The sequence below is a fragment of the Roseburia sp. AF02-12 genome, assembly GCF_003461765.1.
In the GTDB taxonomy this organism is placed as follows: domain Bacteria; phylum Bacillota; class Clostridia; order Lachnospirales; family Lachnospiraceae; genus Roseburia_C; species Roseburia_C amylophila.
This window is the reverse complement of record NZ_QTXS01000001.1, coordinates 374,527-393,427: the sequence shown is the minus strand read 5'-3', so window position 1 is coordinate 393,427 and position 18,901 is coordinate 374,527. Positions and strand designations below refer to the sequence as shown.

Below are 18,901 nucleotides of genomic sequence, written 5' to 3'. Positions count from 1 at the left end.
TTCTCTCCTGCTTACGGGAACATCGGTACCAGTTCGAGACCTTCCGATTCCTTTAATCCAAATAATAAATTCATATTCTGAACCGCCTGACCGGCTGCTCCTTTTACCAGATTATCCAGCGCACCCATCATAATCACTCTTCCGGTACGCTCATCTACTACAAAGTTCACATCTACATAGTTGCTTCCTTCTACCCATTTGGTTTCCGGGCACACACCATCCTCTAATACCCTGACGAATTTCTCGTTCTTATAATATTTTTCATAAGCTGCACGAAGCTCTTCTTTGGTTGGATAACTTCCGTCTGCTTTCTTCACCAGTGATGCGTACTCTGTTGCTAAGATACCACGGTTCATCGGAACAAGATGTGGTGTAAAGCTGATGGTAATCTCTTTTCCGGCTGCATAACCTAACTGTTCTTCAATTTCCGGTGTGTGTCTGTGGGTTGCCACGCCATATGCCTTCATATTTTCATTTACTTCACAGAACAGATTATTGACCTTTGCTCCACGTCCTGCACCGGAAGTACCGCTCTTTGCATCCACAATCAATGTATTGGCATCAATCAGGCCCTCTTTTACCAACGGATATGCGGTTAAAATAGAACAGGTGGTATAGCATCCCGGGTTGGCTACCAGTCTTGCATTTTTCACCTTTTCACGATTGATTTCGCAAAGTCCGTAAACGGCTTCTTCAATAAACTGTGGACTCTTATGCTCAATTTTATACCATTTTTCATAAGTAGCCACATCTTTAATACGGTAATCTGCGCTCAAATCAATTACCTTTGTCTCGGATAAAATCTTCTCATTCAATACAGAGCCAAGGAAACCCTGCGGTGTTGCTGTAAAGATAACATCTACCTGCTTTACCAGCTCTTCTATATTATCATCGAGACAGGTATCCTCTACGATTTCAAACATATTACGATAAACATCTGCATACTTCTTATCTATATAACTTCTGGAGCCATACCACTTAATCTCTACGGAAGGATGTCCCATAAGAATCCTTACCAGTTCTGCTCCTGCATATCCGGTTGCTCCGATAATTCCTGCTTTAATCATTTTTACATCTTCTTTCTTCTTAAGATTATGGCACACACGAAATCTGCATGCCATTTACAGTGCATAATTATACATTCGTTTTATACATTATGCAAGTATTATTTTCTGTTTTCACGCTTTTTCAGTTAATTTGTGATTCTATAAGTCTTCTTTTATTAATATATTATCCGTTTTTTATACATAAATATGTACCCTTTGTATATAATTATGCATTTTTATAAGTATATTATGTATATTTTTTCGCTTGCGTATTTAATTTTTTTGTTGTATATTAGTCCTAGTTAAAAAACATCTGAAGAAAGGATACCTATTATTATGAAAGAAAAAGTTGTTTTAGCGTACTCTGGTGGACTTGATACAACCGCTATCATCCCATGGTTAAAAGAAAATTATGATTATGAAGTAATCTGCTGCTGCGTTGACTGCGGACAGGGTGAAGAGCTGGATGGCCTTGATGAAAGAGCAAAATTATCCGGTGCAACCAAATTATATATTGAAGATATTACAGATGAATTCTGTGATGACTATATTGTTCCATGTGTTCAGGCAGATGCCGTATATGAGAACAAATATCTCTTAGGAACTTCTATGGCTCGTCCTGGTATTGCCAAGAAATTAGTTGAAATTGCACGAAAAGAAAATGCTGTTGCTATCTGCCACGGTGCAACCGGTAAGGGAAATGACCAGATTCGTTTCGAGCTTTCTATCAAAGCACTTGCTCCTGATATTAAAATTATTGCTCCTTGGCGTGATGACAAATGGAAAATGGATTCCCGTGAATCCGAAATTGAATACTGCAAAGCACATGGCATTCATCTTCCATTCTCTACTGACCAGAGCTACAGCCGTGACCGTAACTTATGGCACATCAGCCACGAAGGTCTTGAGTTAGAGGATCCTGCAAATGAGCCAAACTATGACCACCTTTTAGTTCTTGGTGTTTCTCCGGAAAAAGCTCCGGATGAGGGTGAATACGTAACCATGACCTTTGAAAAAGGTGTTCCTACTGCTGTTAATGGAAAGAAAATGAAAGTTTCCGATATCATCCGTGAATTAAACCGTTTAGGCGGCAAACATGGAATTGGTATCATCGATATCGTAGAAAACCGTGTTGTTGGTATGAAATCCCGTGGTGTATATGAAACTCCTGGCGGAACTATCCTGATGGAAGCACATCGTCAGTTAGAGGAACTCGTATTAGACCGTGCTACTATGGATGTAAAAAAAGATATGGGCAATCGTATGGCTCAGATTGTTTACGAAGGAAAATGGTTCACACCTTTACGTGAAGCAGTTCAGGCATTCGTTGAGTCTACCCAGGAATATGTAACCGGTGAAGTAAAATTCAAGCTCTACAAAGGAAACATCATCAAAGCCGGAACAACTTCTCCATACTCTCTCTACAGTGAGTCACTGGCAAGCTTTACAACCGGAGACCTTTATGATCACCATGATGCAGATGGATTCATCACACTGTTTGGTCTTCCATTAAAAGTTCGTGCTATGAAAATGCAGGAATTAGAAAAAAATAACCAGAAATAGAATTTTCTAACGCAATATAGAATGTAAAAAAGGCATTACATTCGACAGCCGCCGATATGTAATGTCTTTTTTATTTATCCAGAATCTCTCTTAATACAGCAAGACCCTGTTCCATTTCATCTTCTGTCAGATTACCATATCCAAGCACCAGTGTCGGAACTTTCTTTTCCTTTGGCCTTTGAATCACATATTCACCCAGTCCATGAATTTCAATATGCTGCTCTCTCGCCTGCTCTACCACTTCTTCTTCCTTCCACTTCACATCCAGTTCTACCAATACATGCAGGCCGGCATTATCACCGTAAATGCGGCAGACCCAGTCTTCCTGCTTTAAAAGACGCATAAAAGTATCATGCTTATTCTTATAGTTATTACGCATACGGTTCAGATGCCGTTCAAAATGCCCTTCTTCCATAAAATGGCACAATACTTCCTGACTGTTCCGCGGCACCGTACAGGCATAGAAACCACAGGAACTGTGGTACCGCTCCATCAGGGAATGGGGCAATACCATAAAACTGATTCGAAGAGAAGGTGCAATACTTTTTGAAAAAGTTCCTATATAAATCACATGCTCTCCGGTATCATTTCCCCACAAAGCCGGAATCGGCTTTCCTTTATAACGGAACTCACTATCGTGGTCATCTTCTATGATATAACGTTCTTCTCCTTCAGACGCCCACTGTAAAAGTTCCAGCCTTCTTCGCAGCGGCATGACATTTCCCAACGGGAACTGATGGGATGGCATGACATAAACCATATCCGGATTTTCTTTCCGGATAGCCTCCATACAAATTCCATCTTCATCAATTTCTTCTGCCAGCACCCGATATCCCATATTACAGAAAGTATAATATGCCTGCAAATAAGTATAATTCTCCATTGCCACTTTCTTATCCCGCCCCATAATCTGAGCTAACAATAACAGAAGATACTCATTACCGGCACCAATAAGAATCTGTTTTTCATCGCAGACTACCCCTCTCGCCTGATAGAGATAGCGGCTGATTGCCATTCTAAGATTCAGTTCTCCCTTTGGATTTCCCGAAAGCAATAAATCCGGGTTATCCTCCGGCACTACACTCTTATGCATCCGATACCATATTCCATAGGGAAAATGCTTCCGGTCAATCTCATAAGGAGAAAAACTGATTTCATACTGCTTTTTCTGCCGCTCCATGAGTCTTCCCTCTTCTGGCTTTTCCTGTCCACGGCTCAGTTGATACAGCATGCTGATATCGCATACAAAATAGCCTGCGCAGGGTTTTGGTTCAATATAACCCTCTGCTGTAAGCTGTTCATATGCCAGTTCCACGGTACTCCTGCTGATTTGCAGATTTTTGGCCATAAAACGAGTAGACGGTAATTTTTCCCCCGGGGAAATCTTACCGTCTGCTATATCCTTACGAATGTATTCGTAAATCTGCTCATAAAGTGCGCGTGGAGAATCCGGCTGTAAATCAATCCATAATTCCTTCATCCCGTTATCCACCTATCGATTTTTCTTAAGCTCTTTTAAAATAATTTCTTTTAATTCCAAGGATTTATCCTTAATCTTACGATTTGCACTTGCGGAACTCAAAACACGGCTTAAGCATTTTGATGTTACATCATACTGCTTATAATGGAATGCCATATTTGCAAGAAGATAATCCATCGTACTCTGATCCATTCCACAAATCGGGAACATCTCTGTACTTACTGCCTTCATCATGCCATCATAGGCCTCTTTATAGAAAGATTCCTCTTCCTGTCTGCAGGCTGCTGCCTCTTCTTTTTTACCGGCAGTCTCTAATTCCTCTGCTTTGGTGCGAAGCAACCATGCAAGAATCAGACAGTTATATGCTTTTTCACTGGTTCTCGCTTTCTTTACCATCGAATTAAACAAGGATAACTTATGCATTTCAATTGCCTTATCATAATCCCATGTTGCATCGTCAGATGGTGCCTGCGGATGAAAATTCCGGCTAATCTGTTCCTTAATCAATTTAATCTGACCCATGGTAATATGTTCAAAATAACGATTCAGAGAAGTATATCCGCAATTCGGGCAGGATGCCACATCATATTTCAAAGAATCCACATACTGCTGTCTCGGTCTCAAATCTGCATCCGGCTCCAATCGCTTCACCTTACCGGCTTTTACCATTTTCGTCTTAAATTCTTTATCACATACCGGGCAGCGCACGGTCTTATCTAAAAGGAAATCCTCTTCCTTTGGCTGTGCTACGGCTGTTTCTACTTTTTCTTTTGTTTTCTTTTCTGTTGCTTTCTCATCGGCATAAAGGTCTGTACTGTCAGTTGCCTTTATTCCGAATTTTTCCAATCCAGTAAATAAATTCATATCTATTCCTCCGCTCTACTGCTGAGCTGGCAGTTTATAAGAACTCTTTAGTGAAACGATGCGGTTAAATACCAGTGCATCTTCTTTTGAATCTTTCGCGTCTACACAGAAATATCCCTGTCGTACAAACTGGAAGCTGTCATATCCTTTTGCATCTGCAAGACCTGGCTCTACATAGCACTCTTTTAATACGGTAAGAGAATTCGGATTTAAGTTCAGGCTTCCGTCTTCGTTATATACGCCCAACTCTTCGTCCACAATATTCTCGTATAATCTTACTTCTGCTTTCACTGCGGTTGGTGCTGCTACCCAGTGAATGGTTCCTTTTACCTTTCTTCCATCCGGGCTGTTTCCGCCTCTGGATTCCGGGTCATAGGTACAGTGAATCTCTGTCACTTTTCCGTTCTCGTCTTTTACAAAGCTGTTGCATTTCACAAAATATGCATGCATCAGACGCACTTCGTTACCCGGGAACATACGGAAATATTTTCTCGGCGGTTCTTCCATGAAATCTTCTCTGTCAATGTAAAGTTCTCTTGCAAACGGAACCTTACGGCTGCCTAGAGCTTCATTTTCCATATTATTGACCACATCAAAGTATTCTATCTGATCTTCTGGATAATTGTCAATAATAACCTTAATTGGATCTAATACTGCCATCACGCGGGAACGTTTTAATTTCAAATCCTCACGGATACAATATTCTAACATTGCATAATCTACCGAACTGTTTGCCTTAGAAACGCCGCACAGCTCTACGAACATTTTAATAGACTCCGGTGTAAAGCCTCTTCTTCTCAAAGCGGCAATGGATACCAGACGCGGGTCATCCCATCCATCTACAATATGCTCCTCTACCAGCTTCTTAATGTAACGCTTACCGGTTACCACATTGGTAAGATATAATTTTGCAAACTCAATCTGCTTTGGTGGATTCTCATACTCTAACTCACGGACAACCCAGTCATATAAAGGTCTGTGGTCTTCGAATTCCAGCGTACAGATAGAATGTGTAATTCCTTCAATGGCATCCTCGATTGGATGTGCAAAATCATACATCGGATAAATGCACCATTTATCCCCTGTATTCTGATGAGTCATATGTGCCACACGGTAAATAACTGGGTCACGCATATTCATATTTGGAGAAGCCATATCAATTCTGGCACGCAATACCTTTTCACCGTCTGCATACCTGCCATCTTTCATTGCTTCAAACAGTTCTAAGTTCTCTTCTACACTTCTACCGGCTGACGGATCTTCTTTTCCCGGCTCCTTTAAGGTTCCGCGGTACTCGCGCATCTCTTCTGCGCTTAAGTCAGAAACATATGCTTTCCCTTTCTTAATCAGTTTTACAGCTGCTTCATACATCTGATCAAAATAATTGGATGCAAAAAACAATCTGTCGCCCCAATCCGCACCCAGCCATTTAATATCCTCTTTGATTGACTCTACGAATTCGCTTCGCTCTTTGGTCGGATTGGTATCGTCAAAACGCATATTAAATAAGCCGTTATATTCCTGTGCAAGTCCATAATTTAAAAGAATAGATTTGGCATGTCCGATATGCAAATAGCCATTTGGCTCCGGTGGAAATCTGGTATGCACCGTTTTGCAATGTCCTTCTGCTAAATCTTTGTCGATAATCTGCTCAATAAAATTCTTGGAGACAGCTTCGTTTTCCATTTTGTCTTCCTCCTGGGTTCGTTTCTTCGCTAATATATCTATTATAAAGTCAAACGTCTGCTAAATCAATAACGATTTTTGGAGTTCCGTCAAAATGTTGTCCGGTCGCATTTTCCTTTTCTAGCTGTGCTTAATATGCTGATGGGTAAACAGATGATCCTGACAATATTCGTAATTGCCATCGCACTTGGAGCAGAAACGGAATTCCAGGTTTGGATCATCCAGCTCGGTTCTTCCGCAGACTGCACATTTATGCTTTGTCACCATGCTGCCTCTCCTCGGTTCCTGCATCTGAGCCTTAAATACCTGCTTCCGGTGAATTTCCTTCGGGGATACCCTTCTGTAATTTCTGGTAGACAGGAAGAAAATCAGGAAGTTTAAAATAGACATAATGATAGCAATTCTTCCGCCCCAGCTGGTTAAAATCAGATTAATTGCAATCAATACTGCGTATACCACTGCCATCCACTTCATTTTTACCGGAATAATAAAGAACAGTAAAATCTGCATTTCCGGATACATGACCGCAAAGGCAAGGAATATGGTCAGATTGATATAATTCGTAGTGAAAGTAAGGCTTGAAATCAATGAAATTGTTTCTAAGCTTCCTGTTCCGGCTGCTGCATATATTCCATATAAAATAAACGCTCCGATTACGGTAAATAACATTCCGCCGAAAATATAAACATTAAAACGGAATGTGCCCCAGCTCCGTTCCAGTGCAGAACCAAGCTGATAATAAAGAAGCGCCATAATCAGCAGTGAGAATACTCTGGTGTCTGTCGGCATCAGAATCCAGGTAATCAGTCTCCATACCTGTCCATGCAGAATATGATAAGGGCTTAAGGTCAGCATCAACATAAAATTCGGATTTACCGTATAAATCACAAATCCGATGCAATATGCTGCAATCAGATAAATCATCAGATTCGGGATGGCGTATTTTCCAATTTTGCGCTCCATTTTATTCAAAAAATTCATATTACACCTCATATTTCATAAATTAGTTTATTGCAATCTGTCTACTATTATAGAAGTATCCCCAAAGATTTGTCAACGACACCGGGACTTCTTCATAAAAATTTCAGATTCCCCACTATTTCTAAACAATCCATAAATTCTTTTATTAGGAATTGTTTTTTGAAAAATACTGTCGTATAATGGATTTTGTTTTGGAATTTATGAAACACATTATTAATATGAAGTAACAGACTAATACAGGGTGATTATTATGGAAAACAAAAATCTTAACAAACTGGGAATAGACATCGGTTCCACAACCGTTAAAATTGCTGTTCTTGGAAAAAATAACGAGCTGCTGTTTGCAGACTATGAAAGACATTTTGCCAATATCCGTGAAACCTTAACGGATTTATTAAAAAAGGCATTTGATAAGCTTGGGAATTTAAAGCTGGCACCGATGATTACCGGTTCCGGCGGACTTACCCTTGCCAAGCATCTTGGCATTCCGTTTGTGCAGGAGGTTATTTCCGTATCTACTGCCTTACAGGACTATGCGCCACAGACTGACGTTGCCATTGAGCTTGGTGGTGAGGATGCCAAAATTATTTATTTTGAAGGTGGTAATGTTGAGCAGCGTATGAATGGTATCTGTGCCGGTGGTACCGGTTCCTTTATTGACCAGATGGCATCTTTGATCCAGACAGATGCATCCGGTCTGAATGAGTATGCCAAAAATTATGATGCCATCTATCCGATTGCTGCACGATGCGGTGTATTTGCAAAAACCGATATCCAGCCATTGATTAATGAAGGTGCTACCAGAGAGGACTTATCTGCTTCTATTTTCCAGGCAGTCGTAAACCAGACCATCAGTGGTCTTGCCTGTGGAAAACCAATCCGTGGTCACGTTGCTTTCTTAGGTGGACCACTGCACTTCCTTTCTGAATTAAAGGAAGCTTTCATCCGTACCTTAAAACTGGATGATGAACACATTATTGCACCGGAAAATTCCCACCTGTTTGCAGCCATTGGTTCTGCATTAAATTATAAAGAAGATGTCACTTACGATTTATCCGATATTTTAGACAAATTGTCTTCTGATATTAAAATGGAATTTGAAGTAGCCCGTATGGAGCCTCTTTTTGCAACCCAGGCTGACTATGACGCCTTTACTGCCCGTCATAACGGACACAATGTAAAGACAGCGGACCTTTCTACTTACAAAGGAAACTGCTATCTTGGAATTGATGCCGGTTCCACCACAACCAAAATTGCACTGGCAGGAGAAGACGGTTCTCTTCTCTATTCTTTCTATAGCAGCAACAACGGAAGTCCTCTGGCTACTGCAATCAAATCCATCAAGGAAATCTATTCCTTATTACCGGCGGATGCACATATTGTACACTCCTGCTCCACCGGTTATGGAGAGGCTTTATTAAAAGCTGCCCTTATGTTGGATGACGGTGAGGTAGAAACCGTTGCCCACTACTATGCAGCGGCATTCTTTGACCCGGATGTAGACTGTATCTTAGACATCGGTGGTCAGGATATGAAATGCATCAAGATTAAGAACCAGACCGTTGACAGTGTTCAGTTAAATGAAGCCTGCTCTTCCGGATGCGGTTCCTTTATCGAGACTTTTGCAAAATCATTAAATTACAGTGTGCAGGATTTTGCCAAAGAAGCTTTATTTGCTGAAAACCCAATTGACCTTGGAACCCGTTGTACCGTATTTATGAATTCCAAGGTAAAACAGGCTCAGAAGGAAGGTGCAAGTGTTGCTGATATTTCCGCCGGTCTTGCTTATTCCGTTATCAAGAATGCTCTTTTCAAGGTTATCAAGCTTTCCGATGCAAAGGATTTAGGTGAGCATATCGTAGTTCAGGGTGGAACCTTCTACAATGATGCGGTACTCCGGAGCTTTGAAAAAATTTCCGGCTGTGAAGCAGTAAGACCTGATATTGCAGGAATCATGGGTGCTTTTGGTGCTGCTTTAATTGCAAGGGAGCGTCATGAGGAAGGTTACCAGACTTCCATGCTTTCCATTGATGAAATCAATGCACTGACCTTTGATACCAAGCTGACCCGCTGTCAGGGATGTACCAACCACTGTCTTTTAACCATCAACCGTTTCTCCGGCAACCGTTCCTACATTACCGGTAACCGTTGTGAACGTGGACTTGGCAAAGAAAAGAATAAAGAAAATATTCCAAACCTTTTTGAATATAAGAATGAACGGCTTTTTGCTTATCCTCCACTGAAGAAAGAAGAAGCCACCCGCGGAACCGTAGGACTTCCGAGAGTATTAAATATGTATGAGAATTACCCATTCTGGGCAACCTTCTTTGCAGCTTTAAAATTTGAAGTAGTACTCTCTCCACAGTCAACCAGAAAGATTTACGAGCTGGGTATTGATTCCATTCCAAGCGAGTCCGAATGTTATCCGGCCAAACTTGCCCACGGTCATGTATCCTGGCTGATTCAGCATCAGGTAGATTTCATTTTCTACCCATGTATTCCTTATGAAAGAAATGAATTCCCGGATTCTAACAATCACTACAACTGCCCAATTGTTACATCCTATGCCGAAAATATCAAGAATAATGTAGATGAAATTACTTCAGGTCAGGTTCGTTTCTTAAATCCGTTTATGGCATTTACCAACCTTGACGTTCTGACCGAGCAGTTAGTACATACCTTTACCGAAGAGTTCTCCATTCCGGCAGAAGAAATCAAAGCTGCCGCGAGAACTGCATGGCAGGAGCTTTCCAATGCCAGAGAGGATATCAAACGCAAGGGCGAAGAAACTTTAGCATATTTAAAAGAGACTGGGAAACGTGGTATTGTACTTGCCGGCCGTCCATATCATGTGGATCCGGAAATCAACCATGGTATTCCGGAACTGATTAATTCCTATGGTCTAGCTGTACTTACAGAGGATTCCGTAGCACATCTCCATGAAGTAGAGCGTCCGCTTATCGTTATGGATCAGTGGATGTATCACTCCAGACTGTATGCTGCAGCAAACTTTGTAAAGACACAGGATAACCTTGATTTAATCCAGTTGAATTCCTTCGGTTGTGGATTAGATGCCGTTACAACAGACTGCGTCAATGACATTCTAAGCAAATCCGGCAAGATTTATACCTGCCTGAAAATCGATGAGGTAAATAACTTAGGGGCTGCAAGAATCCGTATCCGTTCTCTTCTTGCTGCTATCCGTGTCAAAGAAAAACGTCATGAAAAACGTACCATCGTTCCCGCTAACTTTAACCGTGTAGTATTTACCGAAGAGATGCGTGACAGTTACACAATTCTCTGTCCGCAGATGTCACCGATTCATTTCGAACTCTTAGAGCCTGCTTTCCAGGCTGCCGGATATCATCTGGTTGTACTTGATAATGATAACCGCGACTCTGTGGATGTGGGATTAAAATATGTAAATAACGACGCCTGCTACCCTTCCCTTATGGTTGTCGGTCAGATTATGAGTGCTGTTATGTCCGGAAAATATGACATGACAAAGACTGCAATTTTAATCTCACAGACCGGTGGTGGATGTCGTGCCAGCAACTATATCGGATTTATCCGCCGTGCCTTGGAAAAAGCCGGTTATAAAGACGTTCCGGTTATTTCCATCAACTTAAGCGGCTTAGAGAAAAACCCTGGCTTTAAGTTCACACCACAGCTTATCCAGCATGGTCTTTATGCCCTGGAGTTTGGCGATATTTTCATGCGCTGTCTCTACCGCACCAGACCTTATGAGGAAGTACCTGGTTCTGCCAATGCACTTCATGAGAAATGGAAGGAACGTGTCATTGCATTTATTTCCAGGAAGGGCTTTGTCTCCCACCGGAAATACAAGAAGATGTGCCGTGAAATCATCCGTGACTTCGACCGTCTTCCGATGAGAGACATTAAGAAACCTAAGGTTGGTGTCGTCGGTGAGATTCTGGTTAAATTCCTTCCAGCCGCAAATAATTATCTGGTAGACTTACTGGAGTCCGAAGGTGCTGAGGCTGTTGTTCCTGACCTTACCGACTTCCTGCTCTACTGCTTCTATAACCAGAACTTTAAAGCAGAACACCTTGGCATGAGCAGGAAATCCGCAAGAGTCTCAAACCTCGGTATCAGATTCTTCGAATGGCTCCGTTCCGCTGCCCGTGATGAATTTGAAAAGAGTGAACACTTTGATCCGCCTGCCCACATTGAAACACTGGCAAAATATGCTTCTGAGATTGTATCCCAGGGTAACCAGACCGGTGAAGGCTGGTTCTTAACCGGCGAAATGTTAGAGCTGATTCATACCGGGACCAATAATATCGTATGTACACAGCCATTTGCCTGTCTGCCAAACCATGTGGTTGGTAAAGGTGTTATCAAGAAGCTGCGTCACCAGTACCCTCTTTCTAACATCGTGGCTATCGACTATGACCCGGGTGCCAGTGAAGTAAACCAGTTGAACCGTATCAAACTGATGCTCTCTACTGCCAACAAGAACCTTGCAAAGGATTGATTCTTTTATGCAAACAATGACGATTATTGTACCCTGCTATAACGAAGAAGAAGCACTTCCGTATTTTTACGAAGAGATTGCAAAAATCAGGCAACAGCTTACAGAGATTTCTCTTAAGCTGCTGTTTATCAATGATGGCTCAACGGACAATACCCTTGCCATTCTAAAAAAACTTGCTTCTTCCGATAACAGTGTATATTATATTTCCTTTTCCCGTAATTTTGGAAAAGAAGCGGCTATTTATGCCGGTCTGAAAAATTCAACCAGTGATTATACTGCCATTATGGATGCAGATTTACAGGATCCGCCTTCCCTGCTTCCTTCGATGCTTCACGCCATCCGGGAAGAAGGCTATGATTCGGTTGCCACACGACGGGTAAACCGCAAAGGAGAACCGCCTGTCCGCTCTTTCTTTGCCCGGATGTTCTATAAGCTTATCCGCAAAATGTCCGATACAGATATCGTAGATGGTGCCAGAGATTTCCGGTTGATGAACCGTCCTTTTGTGGATGCGTTGTTAGAATTAAATGAATACAACCGCTTTTCCAAGGGGTTATTTGGCTGGGTCGGTTTCCGTACCAAATGGATTGAATTTGAAAATACAGAGCGGATTGCCGGAGAAACCAAATGGTCTTTCTTCCAGTTGGTCCGCTACTCCTTAGACGGAATGATATCCTTCTCTACCGCTCCGTTAAAGCTTGCATCCTTTACCGGAATGTTTATGTGTATCATTTCCTTCCTTGCGATTATCTTTATTATTGTAAGGCAGCTTTTATTCGGCGGCTCCGCTTTCGGCTGGCCGTCCATGGCATGTATCGTTATCTTTATCGGAGGTATCCAGCTTCTGTGCATCGGAATCTTAGGTTCCTACCTTTCCCGCACTTATATGGAGGTCAAAAAACGGCCAATTTATGTCTGCCAGGAAAGCAATTTAAGCCCAGATAAAGCTGTTAAATCTGAATGAAAAAAATGATTAAACAGAAAGTTTATAAACTTTTAAGAAATCCGCAACGTCCAATAAATACTGGTGTTGCGGATTTTTGTTAGCACTCTTTTTTAAAGAGTGCTAATTTTCTATTGACTTTTAAATTTGCAAAGTATAATATTTCTATTAGGATTTGTAGTCTGACACTACAAAATAAAACAAGAAAGTATATAGAGAAAGAAAAGGAGTGTTTTAAATGAGTAATAAACATGGAAATTTATCAATTAGCAGCGATAACATTTTTCCGATTATAAAGAAATGGATGTATTCCGATCATGACATTTTCTATCGTGAACTGATTTCCAATGGCTGTGATGCCATTACCAAATTAAAGAAGCTGGAAATGATGGGAGAATATACCCTTCCAGCCGATTATAAGCCTGAAATCCACGTTATTGTCAACCCGGACGATAAAACCCTTACCTTCATTGATAACGGTCTTGGAATGACCGCTGACGAGGTAGAAGAATATATCAACCAGATTGCCTTCTCCGGTGCTACTGATTTTCTGGAGAAATACAAAGATAAAGCCAATGAAGACCAGATTATCGGTCATTTCGGACTGGGCTTCTATTCCGCTTTCATGGTTGCAGATGAGGTTCACATTGATACCCTTTCTTATAAAGATGGTGCTACTGCTGTTCACTGGGAATGCGATGGCGGCACAGAATTTGATATGAAAGACAGTGACCGTACCGAAGTCGGCACCAAAATTACTCTTTTCTTAAACGAAGATGCTTTGGAATTTGCCAACGAATATCGTGCAAGAGAAGTCATTGAGAAGTACTGCTCTTTCATGCCGGTACCAATCTATCTGACCAAGGCAAATGCCGAGCCACAGTATGAGACTATCCAACCGGAAGATAAATTAGATACCGATACTGTCATTGAAACAATCGTGGAAGAAGCAAAAACTGAAGAAAAAGAAAATGAAAATGGCGAAAAAGAAGTCGTAGAAGTATCTCCAAGAACCGAAAAGCTTAAGATTTTAAAACGTCCGGTTCCATTGAATGATACGAACCCACTGTGGACTAAGACTCCGAGCGAATGTACCGATGAAGAATACAAAGCTTTCTACCGTAAAGTATTTATGGATTATAAAGAGCCTTTATTCTGGATTCACCTGAATATGGACTATCCATTTAACTTAAAAGGTATTCTGTACTTCCCGAAGATTAATACGGAATACGATTCCATCGAAGGAACTATTAAATTATATAATAATCAGGTATTTATCGCAGATAATATTAAGGAAGTGATTCCGGAATTCTTAATGCTCTTAAAGGGCGTGATTGACTGTCCTGACCTTCCGCTTAATGTTTCCCGTAGTGCTCTGCAGAACGATGGCTTTGTAAAGAAGATTTCCGATTACATCAGCAAAAAAGTTGCAGATAAATTAATCGGTATGTGCAAGACCGAAAAAGAAAGCTACGAAAAATACTGGGATGACATCAGCCCATTTATCAAATTCGGCTGCTTAAAAGATACCAAGTTCTGTGACAAGATGAATGATTACATTCTCTTTAAGAACTTAGACGATAAGTACCTTACTCTTCCGGAGCTTCTGAAAGAAGACGAAAAAGCAGAAGAAAATACGGAAGGAAATACCGAAGATACAAAGGCTGAAGATACCGCTTCAGACAATGCGTCTGATGCTGATAAGACCGCTGATACTGCTTCTGACTCAGACGAAAAGGATGAAAGAAAACCGATTTACTATGTTACCGATCCGGTTCAGCAGGGACAGTATATCAAGATGTTCAAGGAACAGGGCATGGATGCAGTTATCTTAAATCACAATATCGATACCTCCTTCATCAGCCAGTTAGAGCAGCGTAATGAGAAATTCAAATTCATGCGAATCGATGCAGACCTTACCGATTCCCTGAAAGAAGAAAATGCTGAAGAGACTAAAGAGACTGAAGAAACACTGTCCAAAGTATTCAAAGATACTTTAAAGAATGATAAGCTTACGATTAAAGCTGCCAAACTGAAAAATCCCGACATTGCTTCTGTTATTACTCTCTCCGAGGAAGGCAGACGTATGCAGGATATGATGAAAATGTATGCCATGAATGGCATGGGCGGTATGGATACTTCCATGTTTGCGGCAGACCAGACACTGACCTTAAATACCAGTCATCCTCTGGTCCAGTACATCTTAAATCACAAAGATTCCGAGCATGTACCAATGTTCTGTCAGCAGCTTTACGATTTAGCTGTTTTAAGCAACCAGCCATTATCCGTAGATGCTATGACAAAATTCATCCAGCGTAGCAACGATATCATGATGCTGCTGGCAAAATAAAAGTTCAAGAAGAACTACCCAAAAGGGAATCTGATTTTCATCAGATTCCCTTTTATAGTTGCCAGCGGCAGATTCTGTAGATTTTTTCTACTATTGTTCTACTCTTCTAACTGATAATACTTATCCAGCACTTCAAAAAAACTGTTGGTGGTTATGGTTCCGTCTGTTTTAAGTTCCAGTTCATCCCAGACTTTTTCATTGAGGCTTGAAGATAAATCTGCCACAAAAGCGTCATATTCGTCATTAAATGCCTCTTTCTCACGCTTTTTAACAATCTTATCCTTATTTGCATCCGTCAGCTCCTGATTGAATTTATTGATGCACTTGATAAAATAATAACCATCCTCTGTCGCAATGCTTCCTGATATTTCATCATCATTTAAGTTAAATGCAATATCCTCTACTTCCTTTGGCATCTCATCTCTTCCAAAGGTAATATCAATCTGGGCAGCCTCATTATAATCTGCTGCTACTGTCCGGAAATCCTCTCCATTTGCCAGTCTGGATGCCACCTCTCCTGCACGGTTCTGATCCTTTACATAAATCTGCTGTACTTCCATGACCCTTGCTTCATCATCACTGACTTCCTCATTGACACCGGTTGTTAAAGATGTATACACCTTGCTTGCCAGTGCATAATTCTCATAGAGTTTCTCTATGGTTGCCTCACTGACATCCATATAACTTTTTTCCTCTTCATTCAATGACTCATAATATTCTTTTGCAGCCAGCTTCAGATTGATCTTTTCCTCTTTACTTAAAGTAATTTCCTTCTGCTCTGCCAGCTGGTCCATGCAGATTACCCGGGTCATTTCCGATAATGTAACGTCCTTCACATACTGCTCTAAATCATCGGTCTGATACTGCTGTTCCCACAAATCGATTCCATAGACATTTCCATATAGATTCTGGTAGTTACAAAGATATACCTTGGCTTCTGCCAAAGATACCTTTTCATGCTCTATCTTAAAAACTTCATTAGAGGATAAGCCTGTTGTAAATACAATGTCCGTTTTCCCAAGACTGCATCCACCAAGCAATACGGAAATGCCTAAGACCACTGCGGCAATTTTACTCTTTCGTCCCATGAATTTTCTTCCTTTTCTTATTCGAAAACCAATTCTTTGGTATGTTTTTATGCTTCAAGACTCTTTAATATACTTCTTGCCACGCTGATTCCGTTTGCAGATGCCTGCTGTAATCCTCTGGTTACGCTTGCACCATCACCGATGGCACGCAGACCTTTAATGCTGGTTTCAAAATCTTTGCTGACAACAACTTTATTGGAATAGAATTTTACTTCTACACCATAAAGTAATGTTTCATCACTGGCAATACCAGGTGTAACCTTATCCAGTGCCTCTAACATTTCTTCGATATCTACCATAATACGATGTGGAAATACCAGTGATAAATCTCCCGGCACTGCATCCTTTAAGGTTGGAATCAGATTGTTTCTCGCCAGGCGTTCCTCTGTAGTTCTTCTGCCCCGCTTAAAGTCACCAAATGTCTGTACTAAAATTTTGCCATCACAAAGCATGTTGGAAAGCTGTGCAATCTGCTTACCATACTCAATCGGAGTCTTAAATGGCTTGGTAAAGTTCTTGGATACCAGCAATGCAAAGTTGGTATTATTTGTTTTCATATCTTTCGACTTGTAAGCATGTCCATTTACAACCGCAAGTCCGTCATCATAATATTCGGTTGCTACTTCACCGGATGGGTTTGTGCAGAAAGTACGCACTTTATCGTCAAAGGTTGGTGTATGATAAACGAGTTTTGCTTCATAAAGGTTTGTATTTAAGAAATCCATAACCTCATCACGCACTTCCACACGGACACCGATATCAACCGTACCTACCTTGGTTTCAATCTCTTTTTCCTTACAGATATGTGAGAACCAGTCTGCACCTTCACGTCCTACTGCAGAAATGATTTCTTTCGCATAATATGTATCTCCCTTTTCTGTTACAGCACCGGTTACGGCATTGTTTTCTACCAGAATATCCGCTACCATGGTATTAAAGAGAATCTCCACACCAAGGTCTAACAAATGCTTCTGCAGACGTGCATAAATCTTATATCCTTCTTCTGTTCCAAGATGACGAATCGGACACTCGATTAATTTTAAGTTGGCATTGATTGCTTTTCTGCGAATCTCGCGGATTTCTTTTTCCTTATCCACACCATAAACATTGGTGTCTGCACCGAATTTCAGATAAATATCATCCGATTCTTTAATTAAGGATAATGCTTCTTCATATCCTAAGATTTCCGGCAGATTGCCACCTACATCCGGTGATAATGATAATTTACCATCTGAGAATGCTCCCGCTCCGGCAAATCCGGTTGTAATTGAGCATGGCTGGCATCCTACGCAGACCTTTGTCTTACGTTTCGGACACTGACGTTTCTCAATGCTTCTTCCCTTTTCTATCATGAGAACCTTTAAATCCGGTCTCTTTTCCTTTAATTCATAGGCACAGAAAATTCCGGACGGACCTGCACCGATAATAATTACATCATAGTTATTATTCATATAAAATCCCCTTTCATTTATGCTTCCACAACCAGATATCTGCCATCCGGCAGTGAAAAAACTTCTTCTGCTTCTTCAATTTCATGATTGCTCATTCCGGATACATCCGCACCGCTTTCGTCTAAGAACTGTTTTACTTCTTTGATGCTGTCACAGATAACTGCCATACAGTCCTCTAAAAACGCTTCTGCCTCCTCTAAACTTTCTGCCACATTTTCATCAAATAACTGTGACTGATGTTTTAAAAAGTAATTCAGACATACCTCATCATATTCCATTTATTCTTTCCTCCTGTTTTATGAAAATTTATATACATCAATACCTAATTGTTTCAATTCCTGATAAATCCGGGCAATCGGCAGACCTACTACATTATTGTAATCACCTTCGATTTTTTCGATAAACGCAGCTGCTTTTCCCTGAATTCCATATGCACCTGCTTTATCCATCGGTTCCCCGGTATCTATATAGCGGTTCAGTTCTTCATCTGTAACCGGATACATGGTAACTTTCGTACATTCATAAAAGCTGTATTGTACTTTCTTTCCATCCTCCCGCATCCAGAGTGACACTCCGGTATAGACTTCATGGGTGCTGCCGGAAAGTCCCTTTAACATTGTAAATGCATCCTCCCGGTTCTTCGGTTTACCCAGCACTTTGCCATCCTTTACCACGACGGTATCTGCTCCGATTACCAGACTGTCCTGTTCTCCTACTTTGGCTTCTATCATCTTTTCATAAATTTCCCCCGCCTTCTGCTTCGCCAGATTCATAACTATCTCGGAAGGCGTATCTCCCACCTGTTTTTCTTCCCCCTGTGCCGGAAATACCAGAAAGGTAAGTCCAAGCTGCTCTAAGAGTTCTTTCCTTCGCGGGGAAGCTGATGCTAAAATTATTTTCACGTTTTTTCTCCTTGTGTTCCGGTATATTATAAGTGAGTGGATGAAAAAG

At 41.0% G+C, this 18,901-nt stretch carries 13 protein-coding genes; 4 read left to right on the top strand and 9 right to left on the bottom strand.

The features are described 5' to 3' along the window. Positions 1 to 11: 11 nt before the first annotated feature. Positions 12 to 1,067, bottom strand: coding sequence for an N-acetyl-gamma-glutamyl-phosphate reductase (gene argC, locus DV740_RS01840; RefSeq protein ID WP_118087945.1), 1,056 nt, complete (start codon positions 1,065 to 1,067; stop codon positions 12 to 14). A 315-nt stretch (positions 1,068 to 1,382) separates the two neighbouring features. Here argC and DV740_RS01835 point away from each other — a divergent pair, with 315 nt between their 5' ends. Then, positions 1,383 to 2,609, top strand: a complete 1,227-nt coding sequence (locus DV740_RS01835; protein ID WP_022243105.1) for an argininosuccinate synthase — start codon at positions 1,383 to 1,385, stop codon at positions 2,607 to 2,609. Positions 2,610 to 2,679: 70 nt separating this feature from the next. Here DV740_RS01835 and pdxR read toward each other — a convergent pair whose 3' ends face one another. From pdxR to DV740_RS01815, 4 genes are all read right to left on the bottom strand, one after another. Beyond that, positions 2,680 to 4,089, bottom strand: coding sequence for a MocR-like pyridoxine biosynthesis transcription factor PdxR (gene pdxR, locus DV740_RS01830; protein WP_118087367.1), 1,410 nt, complete (start codon positions 4,087 to 4,089; stop codon positions 2,680 to 2,682). Positions 4,090 to 4,101: 12 nt separating this feature from the next. Continuing rightward, positions 4,102 to 4,953: a DUF2225 domain-containing protein gene (locus tag DV740_RS01825; protein WP_118056799.1), complete on the bottom strand. Its 852-nt coding sequence runs from the start codon at positions 4,951 to 4,953 to the stop codon at positions 4,102 to 4,104. 15 nt (positions 4,954 to 4,968) lie between these two features. Next, positions 4,969 to 6,639, bottom strand: coding sequence for a glutamine--tRNA ligase/YqeY domain fusion protein (locus DV740_RS01820; RefSeq protein WP_022243108.1), 1,671 nt, complete (start codon positions 6,637 to 6,639; stop codon positions 4,969 to 4,971). Between the two features lie 120 nt (positions 6,640 to 6,759). Further along, entirely contained in the window at positions 6,760 to 7,620 is an 861-nt protein-coding gene (locus tag DV740_RS01815) for a hypothetical protein (protein WP_117699271.1), read from the bottom strand. Between the two features lie 250 nt (positions 7,621 to 7,870). Between DV740_RS01815 and DV740_RS01810 the strand changes: the two genes are divergently transcribed. From DV740_RS01810 to htpG, 3 genes are all read left to right on the top strand, one after another. Then, on the top strand, positions 7,871 to 12,118 hold the full coding sequence (locus DV740_RS01810) for a 2-hydroxyacyl-CoA dehydratase (protein WP_118056800.1): 4,248 nt from the start codon (positions 7,871 to 7,873) through the stop codon (positions 12,116 to 12,118). 7 nt (positions 12,119 to 12,125) lie between these two features. Next, positions 12,126 to 13,082 carry a glycosyltransferase family 2 protein gene (locus tag DV740_RS01805; protein WP_118056801.1) on the top strand — a complete coding sequence of 319 codons (957 nt, stop codon included), beginning with the start codon at positions 12,126 to 12,128 and terminating at the stop codon, positions 13,080 to 13,082. Positions 13,083 to 13,299: 217 nt separating this feature from the next. Then, positions 13,300 to 15,411: a molecular chaperone HtpG gene (gene htpG / locus DV740_RS01800; protein ID WP_118087366.1), complete on the top strand. Its 2,112-nt coding sequence runs from the start codon at positions 13,300 to 13,302 to the stop codon at positions 15,409 to 15,411. 98 nt (positions 15,412 to 15,509) lie between these two features. Here the strand turns inward: htpG and DV740_RS01795 are convergent, their stop codons facing one another. Genes DV740_RS01795 through DV740_RS01780 form a run of 4 tightly spaced genes read right to left on the bottom strand, consistent with a single transcriptional unit; the run spans position 15,510 to position 18,852 of the window. Further along, the gene (locus DV740_RS01795; protein WP_118087365.1) at positions 15,510 to 16,499 is read right to left on the bottom strand and encodes a peptidylprolyl isomerase; all 990 of its coding nucleotides are present in this window, start codon (positions 16,497 to 16,499) and stop codon (positions 15,510 to 15,512) included. A gap of 47 nt (positions 16,500 to 16,546) precedes the next feature. Beyond that, entirely contained in the window at positions 16,547 to 17,950 is a 1,404-nt protein-coding gene (locus DV740_RS01790) for an NAD(P)/FAD-dependent oxidoreductase (RefSeq protein ID WP_118087364.1), read from the bottom strand. A 17-nt stretch (positions 17,951 to 17,967) separates the two neighbouring features. Then, positions 17,968 to 18,228, bottom strand: a complete 261-nt coding sequence (locus DV740_RS01785) for a glyoxalase (protein ID WP_117947628.1) — start codon at positions 18,226 to 18,228, stop codon at positions 17,968 to 17,970. An 18-nt stretch (positions 18,229 to 18,246) separates the two neighbouring features. Further along, on the bottom strand, positions 18,247 to 18,852 hold the full coding sequence (locus tag DV740_RS01780; RefSeq protein ID WP_242994193.1) for a Maf family protein: 606 nt from the start codon (positions 18,850 to 18,852) through the stop codon (positions 18,247 to 18,249). Positions 18,853 to 18,901 lie beyond the last annotated feature (49 nt).

What these genes read in the sequence shown, in the direction of transcription:
- DV740_RS01785 (WP_117947628.1), bottom strand. Translation starts at nt 18,228, where the DNA reads ATGGAATATGATGAGGTATGTCTGAATTACTTTTTAAAACATCAGTCA.
- DV740_RS01825 (WP_118056799.1), bottom strand. Translation starts at nt 4,953, where the DNA reads ATGAATTTATTTACTGGATTGGAAAAATTCGGAATAAAGGCAACTGAC.
- DV740_RS01815 (WP_117699271.1), bottom strand. Translation starts at nt 7,620, where the DNA reads ATGAATTTTTTGAATAAAATGGAGCGCAAAATTGGAAAATACGCCATC.
- DV740_RS01810 (WP_118056800.1), top strand. Translation starts at nt 7,871, where the DNA reads ATGGAAAACAAAAATCTTAACAAACTGGGAATAGACATCGGTTCCACA.
- argC (WP_118087945.1), bottom strand. Translation starts at nt 1,067, where the DNA reads ATGATTAAAGCAGGAATTATCGGAGCAACCGGATATGCAGGAGCAGAA.
- htpG (WP_118087366.1), top strand. Translation starts at nt 13,300, where the DNA reads ATGAGTAATAAACATGGAAATTTATCAATTAGCAGCGATAACATTTTT.
- DV740_RS01790 (WP_118087364.1), bottom strand. Translation starts at nt 17,950, where the DNA reads ATGAATAATAACTATGATGTAATTATTATCGGTGCAGGTCCGTCCGGA.
- DV740_RS01835 (WP_022243105.1), top strand. Translation starts at nt 1,383, where the DNA reads ATGAAAGAAAAAGTTGTTTTAGCGTACTCTGGTGGACTTGATACAACC.
- DV740_RS01820 (WP_022243108.1), bottom strand. Translation starts at nt 6,639, where the DNA reads ATGGAAAACGAAGCTGTCTCCAAGAATTTTATTGAGCAGATTATCGAC.
- DV740_RS01805 (WP_118056801.1), top strand. Translation starts at nt 12,126, where the DNA reads ATGCAAACAATGACGATTATTGTACCCTGCTATAACGAAGAAGAAGCA.
- pdxR (WP_118087367.1), bottom strand. Translation starts at nt 4,089, where the DNA reads ATGAAGGAATTATGGATTGATTTACAGCCGGATTCTCCACGCGCACTT.
- DV740_RS01795 (WP_118087365.1), bottom strand. Translation starts at nt 16,499, where the DNA reads ATGGGACGAAAGAGTAAAATTGCCGCAGTGGTCTTAGGCATTTCCGTA.